General features: G+C 52.2%; 12 protein-coding genes and 1 pseudogene. 8 read left to right on the forward strand and 5 right to left on the reverse strand.

Features of this window, described 5'->3' with window-relative positions:
- Positions 1-186: 186 nt before the first annotated feature.
- Positions 187-2601 carry a putative ABC transporter permease subunit YbbP gene (ybbP, locus tag FFT88_RS20010; RefSeq protein WP_135403858.1) on the reverse strand — a complete coding sequence of 805 codons (2415 nt, stop codon included), beginning with the start codon at positions 2599-2601 and terminating at the stop codon, positions 187-189.
- Complete coding sequence (ybbA, locus tag FFT88_RS20015) at positions 2598-3284, reverse strand: putative ABC transporter ATP-binding protein YbbA (RefSeq protein WP_001110573.1); 687 nt, start codon at positions 3282-3284, stop codon at positions 2598-2600. Before ybbA ends, ybbP begins: the two co-directional genes overlap by 4 nt.
- Here ybbA and tesA point away from each other — a divergent pair.
- Genes tesA through cnoX form a run of 3 tightly spaced genes read left to right on the forward strand, consistent with a single transcriptional unit; the run spans position 3252 to position 5592 of the window.
- Entirely contained in the window at positions 3252-3878 is a 627-nt protein-coding gene (gene tesA, locus FFT88_RS20020) for a multifunctional acyl-CoA thioesterase I/protease I/lysophospholipase L1 (protein WP_135403859.1), read from the forward strand. The two genes, ybbA and tesA, sit on opposite strands and share 33 nt — an antisense overlap.
- Positions 3868-4677, forward strand: a complete 810-nt coding sequence (ybbO, locus tag FFT88_RS20025) for an NADP(+)-dependent aldehyde reductase (RefSeq protein ID WP_135403860.1) — start codon at positions 3868-3870, stop codon at positions 4675-4677. Before tesA ends, ybbO begins: the two co-directional genes overlap by 11 nt.
- Before the next feature lie 60 nt (positions 4678-4737).
- Positions 4738-5592, forward strand: a complete 855-nt coding sequence (gene cnoX, locus FFT88_RS20030; protein ID WP_001295322.1) for a chaperedoxin — start codon at positions 4738-4740, stop codon at positions 5590-5592.
- Between the two features lie 72 nt (positions 5593-5664).
- On the opposite strand, the gene fetB is transcribed toward cnoX, so the two are convergent.
- A complete protein-coding gene (gene fetB / locus FFT88_RS20035; protein WP_010347707.1) occupies positions 5665-6444 on the reverse strand; it encodes an iron export ABC transporter permease subunit FetB in 780 nt (259 codons plus the stop codon).
- A pseudogene (gene fetA, locus FFT88_RS20040) lies at positions 6431-7108 on the reverse strand (iron ABC transporter ATP-binding protein FetA). The gene fetB and the pseudogene fetA overlap by 14 nt, the downstream one beginning before the upstream one ends.
- 144 nt (positions 7109-7252) lie before the next feature.
- Between fetA and FFT88_RS20045 the strand changes: the two are divergent.
- The gene (locus tag FFT88_RS20045) at positions 7253-8170 is read left to right on the forward strand and encodes an SPFH domain-containing protein (protein WP_000904498.1); all 918 of its coding nucleotides are present in this window, start codon (positions 7253-7255) and stop codon (positions 8168-8170) included.
- Positions 8167-8625, forward strand: a complete 459-nt coding sequence (locus FFT88_RS20050; protein ID WP_130223170.1) for an NfeD family protein — start codon at positions 8167-8169, stop codon at positions 8623-8625. The genes FFT88_RS20045 and FFT88_RS20050 overlap by 4 nt, the downstream gene beginning before the upstream one ends.
- Positions 8626-9010: 385 nt before the next feature.
- On the opposite strand, the gene FFT88_RS20055 is transcribed toward FFT88_RS20050, so the two are convergent.
- On the reverse strand, positions 9011-9373 hold the full coding sequence (locus tag FFT88_RS20055; RefSeq protein WP_001001643.1) for a hypothetical protein: 363 nt from the start codon (positions 9371-9373) through the stop codon (positions 9011-9013).
- Positions 9374-10104: 731 nt separating this feature from the next.
- Between FFT88_RS20055 and FFT88_RS20060 the strand changes: the two genes are divergently transcribed.
- Genes FFT88_RS20060 through FFT88_RS20070 form a run of 3 tightly spaced genes read left to right on the forward strand, consistent with a single transcriptional unit; the run spans position 10105 to position 11830 of the window.
- Positions 10105-11154 (forward strand): YadA-like family protein, encoded by a 1050-nt coding sequence (locus FFT88_RS20060; RefSeq protein ID WP_240731078.1) that lies wholly within the window; start codon positions 10105-10107, stop codon positions 11152-11154.
- A gap of 53 nt (positions 11155-11207) precedes the next feature.
- A complete protein-coding gene (locus FFT88_RS20065) occupies positions 11208-11630 on the forward strand; it encodes a hypothetical protein (protein WP_130215525.1) in 423 nt (140 codons plus the stop codon).
- Entirely contained in the window at positions 11627-11830 is a 204-nt protein-coding gene (locus FFT88_RS20070) for a hypothetical protein (RefSeq protein WP_130215523.1), read from the forward strand. Before FFT88_RS20065 ends, FFT88_RS20070 begins: the two co-directional genes overlap by 4 nt.
- The last annotated feature ends 1 nt before the right edge of the window (position 11831 follow it).

Consider the following 11831-nt stretch of genomic DNA (forward strand, 5'->3'; position numbering starts at 1 on the left):
CTACGGTTGAGTGTCAGTTTTGTAGGCATGATAAGACGCGCCAGCGTCGCATCAGGCACCGCCGCACAACTGCCGGATGCGGCGTAAACGCCTTATCCGGCCTACACAATCTTGCAAAATCAATATATTGCACGCTCTTCGTAGGCCAGATAAGACTTTGCGCATCAGGCAATCTAACGCCTGTCATTACCCCGCAAACTGCCTGAACAGCGCCTTACCCTTAACCAGTCGCGCGCCCAGCCAGCCGCCGCAAAGCGACAGCAGCAGTGCACCGCTGCACGGCAGCACAATCCACAATCGCCAGTCTGGCTCCCACGGGAAATCAAACACTTTCGCCTGCAACACTACCAGCGCCGTTTCCGCACCAATTGCGGCCACCAGGCCGGATACAAACCCAAGCATGGCGAACTCACACCACAATGTCGTGCGCAGCAGTTTTTTCCCCGCACCGAGTGTGCGCCACACCACCAGCTCCTGATGACGCTGACGCATTCCCACCTGCACCTGTGCCAGCAACAGCAACATACCGCAGGCGGTGACCAGCACCACCATCACTTCCAGCGCCCGACTTACCTGCTCCAGCACCTGACCGACCTGTTTTAAAATCGCGCCAATATCTAACAGGCTAATGGTCGGGAACTGGCGGTTGAGTTGCGTCAACATGCCGTTGCCATTCTCCCAGCGGAAACTGGTAAGCCAGCTCTGCGGTTGCCCGTCTAATGCCCCTTCCGGGAAAATAAAATAGAAATTAGGCCGCAGACTTTCCCAGTCCACTTTGCGCAGACTGGTCACTTTAGCGCGGAACTCCTGGGTATCGCCCATAAAGGTGACGGTATCGCCGAGGGCAACGTTTAAGCGTTTCGCCAGCCCCTCTTCCATCGACACTTCATCGGCTTTTGGCGGCCAGTTACCGGCGACAATCGGATTATGATCGGGCCGCGTATTTTGCCAGGTAAGATTGAGTTCGCGGTTAAGCGCCTCATCTTCATTACCTTCTGTCGGCTTGCCGTTAATCGCCGTCAACCGCGCCCGCACCACCGGATAAAACGATTCCGGGACTATTTGATGTTCCGCGAGGAACGTTTTTAGCGGCGTAACCTGTTCTGTGGCGATGTTGATTAAAAAGTAGTTCGGGCTTTCTGGCGGTAGCTGCTGCTGCCAGCGGTCAAGCAGATCGCCACGCAACACCAGCAGCAGTGCCAGCAGCATAAAGGAGAGCGAAAATGCCGAAAGCTGGCTTAACGTTGACCACGGCTGACGTAACAGGCGGCTAACCGCCAGGCGCAGAGGTAGCGATTTCAGCGTCATGCGGCGAAGTACATTCAGCAGCATCCAGCCCAGAACACCGCACAGCAAAGCCAGTACTACCGCGCCCGCCAGCACCGCCCAGAGCAGCATACTGCCACCCATTAATCCGGCGAGCAGCAGCACAACCACCACACTGACAATCGGCAGATAAAACTTCAGCGGCCAGACGTTCGCTACCACATCATTACGTAATACGCGTAAAGGCTGCGTTGCCAGCAACAAGCGGTACGGTCGTAGCCCCACCAGCAGCGAGATGACCGTCATGGTGCCAAGCGCCCACAGCCACGGCCAGAGGCTGGCTGGCGGTAGTGCAGCAGGCAGAACGGGCTTGAGCAGCACCATCAACACGTTTTCGAACAACAGGCCTATCGCCCCACCGGTAATGGCTGAAAGCGCCAGCACCATCAACCACTGACCGACGATTAGCTTACGCAGTTGCGCTCGCCCTGCCCCCAGCGTTTTGAGGATCGCCACCAGATCGTAGCGGCTGCGACAGTAATGATTCATCGCCACCGCCACCGCCGCCACTGCCAGCAGCAAGGTCAGAAGCGCCGAAAGCAGCAGGAACTGTTGCGAGCGTTCCATTGAGCGCCCCAGCGCGCCTTCGTCCTGTTCCAGACCGTACCAGCGTTGTTCGGGTTTAAGCTGGGGTAACAACCATTTCTCATAGCTGTCGAGCTGGTTCTCGCTGCCGCCGAATTTATAACGCCAGGTGACCCGACTCCCCGGCTGCACGGCTCCGGTTTTATCGACATCCGCCAGATTCATCATCAGGCGCGGAGCCATCTGGAAGGGGTTAAAACCGGAATCCGGTTCCTGAATCACTTCTCCGGCAATCCGCAAGGTGGCATCGCCCACGTCAATGGTGTCGCCCGTTTTCAGGTTAAGCAGCGCCATCAGGCGTGGGGCCAGCAATACGCTGCCCGCCTGCGGTTTCAGGCCTGGGGGATTGGTTTGCAGATCGCCATACATCGGGTAGATATCATCCACCGCTTTGACATTCGCCAGCTGCGGTGTGTCGCCCGCAAAGGTCATCGTGGCGAAAGTCAGCTGCTTGCCAACTTTCAGGCCGCGCTTTTGCGCTTCCTCCAGCCACGCTTGTGGCACTTCGCGCGAACTGCGCAACGCCCGATCGCCCGCCATAAACTCACGGCTTTGCTGGCTTAAACCTTTCTCCATGCGATCGCTGATATTACCCAGCGCCAGCACGCAGGCCACCGCCAGGCTTAGCGCCAGCCAGACAATTAATAGCGACGGCGAGCGCCATTCGCGCCAGAACCAACGTGCAATCATGCTTCCTCCTGCAACTGCCCGTTCACCAGCCGTAAGCAGCGGTCGCAGCGTGCCGCCAGTTGCAGGTCGTGGGTCACCATAATCAACGTGGTGCCATGTTCACGGTTGAGGGAAAACAGCAGGTCGGCAATTTTATCGCCCGTCTGGCGGTCAAGGTTGCCAGTGGGTTCGTCGGCAAACAGCACATCAGGTCGACCGTTAAAGGCTCGCGCCAGCGCCACCCGTTGCTGTTCACCGCCGGAAAGCTGTGCCGGAAGATGATCAAGACGTTTACCCAGCCCTAACTGTTCGAGCAACGCTTTCGCCCCGTTACGACTTTCCGCGCTACTCTCACCGCGCAGCAGCGCCGGAAGCTCGACGTTTTCCAGCGCGTTAAGGGTCGGAATTAACATAAATGACTGAAAAACAAAGCCTACGTGCTTCGCGCGCAATTTTGCCCGCGCTTCTTCGTCCATATTATGTAGCGGTTGTCCCACCAGACTCACTTCGCCACTGCTGCCGTCATCCAGCCCGGCGAGGATCGCCAGCAAGGTTGACTTACCCGATCCCGACTCGCCCACCAGCGCGATAGTCTCGCCACGTTTGACAACCAGCTCAACTCCGGTGAGGATGGAGAGTTCATGCTCCCCCTGACCGACGGACTTCTTAAGATGATGAACTTCAACAATGTTTTCCGCTGGCATTTGCCCTTCCTGTTCCTGGTCCTGTTAACCTTTCGTGCCGCCGCAGCGGACACGTTATTAATTCTGGGTGATAGCCTGAGCGCCGGGTATCGAATGTCTGCCAGCACGGCCTGGCCTGCCTTGTTGAATGATAAGTGGCAGAGCAAAACGTCGGTAGTCAATGCCAGCATCAGCGGCGACACCTCGCAACAAGGGCTGGCGCGCCTTCCGGCTCTGCTGAAACAGCATCAGCCGCGCTGGGTGCTGGTTGAACTGGGCGGCAATGATGGATTGCGTGGTTTTCAGCCACAACAAACCGAGCAAACGCTGCGCCAGATTTTGCAGGATGTCAAAGCCGCCAACGCTGAACCATTGTTAATGCAAATACGTCTGCCTGCAAACTATGGTCGCCGTTATAATGAAGCCTTTAGCGCCATTTACCCCAAACTCGCCAAAGAGTTTGATGTTCCGCTGCTGCCCTTTTTTATGGAAGAGGTCTACCTCAAGCCACAATGGATGCAGGATGACGGTATTCATCCCAACCGCGACGCCCAGCCGTTTATTGCCGACTGGATGGCGAAGCAGTTGCAGCCTTTAGTAAATCATGACTCATAAAGCAACGGAGATCCTGACAGGTAAAGTTATGCAAAAATCGGTCTTAATTACCGGATGTTCCAGTGGAATTGGTCTGGAAAGCGCGCTCGAATTAAAACGCCAGGGCTTTCATGTGCTGGCAGGTTGCCGGAAACCGGATGATGTTGAGCGCATGAACAGCATGGGATTCACCGGTGTGTTGATCGATCTGGATTCGCCAGAAAGTGTTGATCGCGCAGCCGACGAAGTGATCGCCCTGACCGATAATTGTCTGTATGGGATCTTTAACAATGCCGGATTCGGCATGTATGGCCCCCTTTCCACCATCAGCCGTACGCAGATGGAACAGCAGTTTTCCGCCAACTTTTTCGGCGCACACCAGCTCACCATGCGCCTGCTACCCGCGATGTTGCCGCACGGTGAAGGGCGTATTGTGATGACCTCATCGGTGATGGGATTAATCTCCACGCCGGGTCGCGGCGCTTACGCGGCCAGTAAATATGCGCTCGAGGCGTGGTCAGACGCGCTGCGCATGGAGCTGCGCCACAGCGGAATTAAAGTTAGCCTGATCGAACCCGGTCCCATTCGTACCCGCTTCACCGACAACGTCAACCAGACGCAAAGCGATAAACCGGTCGAAAATCCCGGCATCGCCGCTCGCTTTACGTTGGGGCCAGAAGCGGTGGTCAACAAAGTGCGCCATGCTTTTATTAGCGAGAAACCGAAGATGCGCTATCCGGTGACGCTGGTGACCTGGGCAGTAATGGTGCTTAAGCGCCTGCTGCCGGGGCGCGTGATGGACAAAATATTGCAGGGGTGAGTTGAAGCGCGCGCTTAAGCCCCCATGTCATAGAAAATATCGACAACAGAGAGCGACTCCATGTCCGTAGAAAATATTGTCAACATTAACGAATCTAACCTGCAACAGGTTCTTGAACAGTCGATGACCACACCGGTGCTGTTCTATTTTTGGTCTGAACGTAGCCAGCACTGTTTGCAGTTAACCCCGATCCTGGAAAGCCTCGCGGCGCAGTACAACGGGCAATTTATTCTGGCGAAGCTGGACTGCGATGCGGAGCAGATGATTGCCGCCCAGTTTGGTCTGCGCGCGATTCCGACCGTGTATCTGTTCCAGAACGGGCAACCGGTAGACGGCTTCCAGGGACCGCAACCGGAAGAGGCGATCCGCGCCCTGCTGGATAAAGTGCTGCCGCGCGAAGAAGAGCTGAAAGCGCAGCAGGCGATGCAACTGATGCAGGAAGGCAATTACACCGACGCCCTGCCATTACTGAAAGACGCCTGGCAGTTGTCGAATCAGAACGGGGAGATCGGCCTGCTGCTGGCAGAAACGCTGATTGCGCTGAACCGTTCTGAAGATGCAGAAGCGGTGCTGAAAACCATTCCGTTGCAGGATCAGGACACCCGCTACCAGGGGCTGGTGGCGCAAATCGAACTGCTGAAGCAGGCGGCAGATACGCCGGAAATTCAACAGCTGCAACAGCAGGTGGCGGAGAATCCAGAAGATGCCGCACTGGCGACGCAACTGGCGCTGCAACTGCATCAGGTTGGGCGCAATGAAGAGGCGCTGGAGTTACTGTTCGGACATCTGCGTAAAGATCTCACCGCCGCAGACGGTCAGACACGTAAAACGTTCCAGGAGATCCTCGCTGCGCTGGGTACGGGTGATGCACTGGCGTCGAAGTATCGCCGCCAGCTGTATGCGTTGTTGTATTAATTTTCCGTTGAAATGCGATGCTGTGCAGGTTTGCAGGCCTGATAAGACGCCAGTGTCGCATCAGGCATCGCATTATTTCTTCTTCAATTGCGTCACCACCAACTGGTGGCGCGAATTATAAAACTTACGATAGGTTAAATAGCAGGCAATAATGGTCGACAAGCTGGCGGTTGAGAGCAGCATAAAGGTCACCATAATCTGATATTTAATCGCCTTCACCGGATCAATCCCGGCAAATATCAGCCCGGACATCATTCCTGGTAAACTCACTAAGCCAACCGTTTTTGCCGAATCCACCGTCGGAATTAAAGCCGCGCGAATACTGTCGCGAATCAATATCGCTGAAGCCTGCTTCGGCGTCGCGCCAAGACTCAGTTTCTCCTGAATCTGTTGCTGTTCGCTAATGACCCGTTGCCCTAAATTGTTGTAACACAACCCCACCGCCACCATCGCGTTACCGGCAATCATCCCGGCGATAGGGATCACCTGCATCGGGATAAATTCAATCGACCCTGAGAGAATCAGCACCGCCAGAGTAATTCCCGCCCCGACCGTAATGGCAATAAACGATGAGATAAAAGCTTTAGCAATATATTTACTGCGCTTTTGCGCATTCCACGCCGCATTAAAGCAGATAAATAACACCATCAATAATGTCAGGCTGGCATCATCCACGCTGAAAATATACTTCAGCACATAGCCGACAATAATCAGCTGAATTATCGCACGCCCCACACTCCAGAGAATATCTTTCTCCAGCGCCAGTTTTTCTTTATGGCTAATTAAGATTGCGACAACCACCAGCATTAATGCCAGGGCCAGTGACTCGTTGGTAATATTATGCGTGTTCATAGCGTGCTTCCTGCATTTCTCCGGCATGCGGTTGCAGTGTAATCACCTTATCCGCATGATTAATTTCGTCTTTATCGTGCGTCACCCACAACACCGCAATATTTTGCTCACGTACATAGCGGTGGATCATCTCATTGACGTTGCGTTTGTTGCTTTCATCCAGCGCACTGGTGATTTCGTCGAGCAATAAAACCTTCGGCATAAATTGTAGGTTACGAATCAATGAGATGCGTTGTTTTTCACCACCAGATAGCTCGGCGATATTTTTCGTCAAAATGGTGTCCGGCAAGGAGAAACGTTCGAGAAAATCGAGAAAAATGGCCGGATCAGGCTGCTGGTTACGGATCTGCTAGGGAAAGATCAGGTTATCGTAGACCGTGTCGCCAAACAGAGCCGGCGTCTGGGCGCAGTAAGAAACTTGTTGGCGATAGGTTTCTGGCTTTAGTGTGCTGACATCCTCACCTTCAAACAGTAACGTTCCGCTGGTCGGGCTGATTAATGAAGCAACTATTTTTAGTAGCGTACTTTTACCGCAGCCAGAAGGGCCGGTAATTAACTTAAATTCGCCAGCACGCAGCGAAAAATTGATGTTATTGAGAATCTTCGTATCGCCCGCCTGATATCCAACATTTTGTAGTTGGAGCAAAAGACTATTTTCCTGCATTGCCCATCCCTTTTCTGATTTTTACTAAAAACAGTTTATCCTCCGCAAGAATAAGGGGGAACTCTCTTTCAGTAATCAGGTATAATTTGTTTAATCAAGCAGCAATTTTGCTCTTTATGGACGGTACAACAGGAGGTTTTTCCGATGCTTATTTTTATCCCGATTCTCATTTTTGTCGCGCTGGTCATTGTTGGCGCGGGCGTCAAAATCGTTCCGCAGGGCTATCAGTGGACGGTAGAACGATTTGGTCGTTATACCAAAACATTACAGCCGGGGCTAAGTCTGGTGGTGCCGTTTATGGACCGCATTGGTCGTAAGATCAATATGATGGAGCAAGTGCTCGACATCCCATCCCAGGAAGTTATCTCGAAAGATAACGCCAACGTCACTATCGACGCCGTTTGCTTTATTCAGGTGATTGATGCCCCGCGTGCCGCTTATGAAGTCAGCAATCTGGAGCTGGCGATCATCAACCTGACCATGACTAATATCCGTACCGTTCTGGGTTCAATGGAACTCGATGAAATGCTCTCTCAGCGCGACAGCATTAACTCGCGTCTGCTGCATATTGTCGATGAAGCCACTAATCCGTGGGGGATAAAAGTCACCCGTATTGAAATTCGCGATGTGCGCCCACCGGCTGAGCTTATCTCTTCGATGAACGCGCAGATGAAAGCGGAACGTACCAAACGCGCTTACATCCTTGAAGCGGAAGGGATCCGTCAGGCGGAAATCCTCAAAGCCGAAGGTGAAAAACAGTCACAAATCCTGAAAGCGGAAGGCGAACGTCAATCGGCATTCTTACAGGCCGAAGCGCGTGAACGTTCTGCCGAAGCGGAAGCCCGCGCAACCCAAATGGTGTCTGAAGCCATTGCTTCTGGTGACATTCAGGCGGTGAATTACTTCGTGGCGCAGAAATACACCGAGGCGTTACAGCAGATTGGTTCCTCCAGTAACAGCAAAGTGGTGATGATGCCATTAGACGCCAGCAGCCTGATGGGGTCGATTGCCGGGATTGCTGAACTGGTGAAAGACAGCGCGAACGAGCGAAATAAATCATGATCGAGATGATAGCTATCCATCCGCATATTTTTTGGCTGAGTCTCGGCGGTCTGCTGCTGGCAGCCGAGATGCTGGGCGGCAATGGTTATCTACTGTGGAGCGGTGCCGCGGCGGTGATTACTGGCCTGGTGGTCTGGCTGCTGCCGCTGGGTTGGGAGTGGCAAGGGGTGATGTTTGCCGTCCTGACGCTACTTGCCGCCTGGCTGTGGTGGAAATGGCTGGCACGAGGCGTGCGCGAACAAAAGCACAGTGACAGCCATTTAAACCAGCGCGGTCAACAGCTGATTGGCCGACGTTTTGTGCTGGAATCACCGTTAGTCAACGGGCGCGGTCATATGCGCGTCGGCGACAGTTCATGGCCCGTCAGCGCCAGCGAGGATCTCGGCGCAGGTACGCATGTTGAGGTGATTGCGATTGAAGGGATAACGCTGATCATCCGTGCGATCATCGCCTGATGCGACGCTGGCGCGTCTTATCATGCCTACAAAAATATGCCCGAACCGTAGGCCGGATAAGGCGTTCACGCCGCATCCGGCGGTTATGCGCCGATGCCTGATGCGACGCTGACGCGTCTTATCATGCCTGGAAGTCTGTGCCCGAACGTAGGCCGGATAAGGCGCTTACGCCGCATCCGGCGGTTATGCGCCGATGCCTGATGCGACGCTGACGCGTCTTATCATGCCTACAAAATATGCCCGAACCGTAGGCCGGATAAGGCGTTTACGCCGCATCCGGCGGTTATGCGCCGATGCCTGATGCGACGCGGACGCGTCTTATCATGCCTGGAAGTCTGCACCCGAATCGTAGGCCGCCTCCGCCATATTAACTGGCATTGGCAAATTACTCGTCACTACCTTTATTCATGTTTTTTTGGTCTTCATCCGGATAGTGTTTTTTTAGATATTCCAGGACGTTTTTATTGACCTTGTGTTGGGTATACACCCACCCTTTCCAGTAATCAGGCTGGTCCAGGTAAACTTCTGGCGGAATGGTGAAATCAGAAAGCGTTAACCATTCGGCTAACAGATCGGGGTTTCTCTTCTGGATCAACTGCAACAGCATGATCAGCGACATGGCAGAGGCAGGAGCCGTACTATCGCCGCTTAAATACTTCCACACCGTAGAGCGATTCGAACGAAAAAGGATGGGGAGCAGCGCCCTGTCCAGATTCATTTCATTAAAAATCTTCTCAAATTCATTCATTTAATTTTCCTGCCTGGCGTAAACCTCTTAAAAATTGAGATTTATCAAAGAAACGCATTCTAGCACACATCAGGAACCGCTTCACGTTTAGCCCAGAAACAACATTTATTTCGCTTATCAAAACAAGTCTTTACTCTTTTTTACATTGAAAGAGCACAAAATGACTTTCAATTTTATTTATATAAGAAACATTTTTTGTTTCTTATAGGCGATATTTACGCTTACACAAGACAAAAACGCGCTTTACATCACACAAATGGCGGCGTAGATTTCGATTAAATTGCAACGCAAATTAATTCTTATAACAACGTTATACGTTGCTTATAGAAACAAAACTGTGACTTACTTTGAACGAGAAAAAATGCATGAAAACTGTAAAGCTGTCTTTACTGGCTGTCGTTGTTGCTACCGCGGTAAGTCCATCTGCGTTTGCGGGTGATACTGTTGAGGCAGCAGCGACAGAATTAGCGGCAATCCAGCCAGGAATGTCGCAAATGGAAATTGATCAGAAAATTGGTCGATTTTTAGAAAGGACAGGAAATAGCGCAGCCGCACAAAATTACCTGATTGCGCATGATTACAAAACTACAACGCCTCAGGAAGATACAACTACTTCTCCCGTACAGCCCACCAGTACGCTCAACCCGATAACCAATCAAGCGCAGATCGACCGCGACAACGGGCAGGATACCGCCATTCAGAACGCGCAGCACACTGCCAACTGGGCATCGCTGAAAGCCGATGATGCGCATCATGCCATTATGGTGGCGCAGACGGATATTGATGCCAATAAAGCCGCCATCACCGACGCCCGCAATGATGTCTCCGCCGTACAGTCAGACGTCAGCACCATAAAAGGCGATGTCGCACATGCCCAGTCAACGGCTGACCATGCCAACGCTAACGCCAACACCGCACTGCTGAACGGCGTCAAACTCTCCGCTGCCGTGACGGAAAATAAAAATAATATCGAACAGAACCGCAGCGATATTGCTGACCAGCAGCAACAGCTCGACGAAACCCAGAAAACCGTTGCTGCCACCGGTGATGTACAGACTGCTGCCCGATATCAGGGCATGATTGACGCCAGGCAGACAGCCGCTACCAACGCGCAGCAGGAACAAGCAGACACCCAGCAGCAACAAATTACCGATCAGCAGAAGCAAATCGACGCGACGCAAAAAACGGTTTCTGCACTTGGCGATGCCCAGACCAGCGCACATTATCAGCAGATGGTTAACGCCAGACTGACCGCACAAAATGATGCGAATGCGCGTATTGCAGCAGAACAAAAACAGAAAATTGATACCCTTGCGACTAACCAGGCAACTCAACAACATATCGATAGCGTGCAGTACGGGGAGCAAATTCAGCGTCTGGCGCAAGACTCAACGCAAACGCATGAACAAATTGACAGCCTGACACAAGACGCAACCCAAACGCATCAGCAGTTAAGCAACACGCAAAAACGAGTAGCGGATAACAGCCAGCAAATTAACACGCTCAATAACAATTTCAGTTCGCTGAAAAACGAAGTTGAAGATAACCGTAAAGATGCTAATGCGGGGATCGCGTCAGCCATTGCCATTGCCTCACAGCCGCAGGTGAAAACCGGTGATTTAATGATGGTGTCAGCGGGAGCAGGAACGTTCAACGGTGAATCTGCGGTGTCTGTCGGAACATCTTTTAATGCTGGAATTCATACGGTAATTAAAGCGGGAGTCTCAGCGGATACACAATCTGATTTCGGCGCAGGTGTCGGCGTGGGATATTCGTTCTAATTTTAATAGCAATTTCTTATTCGCAATTTTCCGCACATTATTTAAGGTTAACAATGATGAATAGCACCATTAAATCGTTTTCCCTGCTGGCGGTGATATTACTGGCTGGCTGTAGTTCTCCCACTTCCCGCATCGCAGATTGCCAGGCGCAGGGCGTCAGTCATGACACCTGTTATCTCGCAGAACAACAGCGTCAGGCGGCTATTTTAAGTGCATCCGAGGCGCAGGCATTTAAAAATGCAGAAGCCGCACAACATGCCCAGGCCGCTAAAAAATCCATTTATAAAGGATTTGGCGTCACCTTCAGAATGAGCAGTAAAAACTTTGCTTACCTCAATGATTCACTATGTGCCATAGATGAAGATAATACCGATGCTACGGTTTATCAGTCGGGTCTGTATAACGTCATTGTTTATCATCACACAGGAAAAGTCGCCTTAATGAAAGAAGGCCAGTTTGTGGGCTATTTAAAATGAAGGAGCAAAAGAAAATGGCCCTGACGCATATTATGATTATCGGTGCGTTTATTTTTGCCTTCTTGCAAGTAGCATTATTAGCCTCCCTGGTGCACGCTGTGAATGTTAACAACGAAATCCAGGAAGGCTTATTTCAGTCGGGGCGCATTATGGTAGAAAGTTTGCAACATATTCTTTCGGTGCAAACGGGGATTAACTGAT

This window comes from Escherichia sp. E4930, from assembly GCF_005845405.1.
Taxonomy (GTDB): domain Bacteria; phylum Pseudomonadota; class Gammaproteobacteria; order Enterobacterales; family Enterobacteriaceae; genus Escherichia.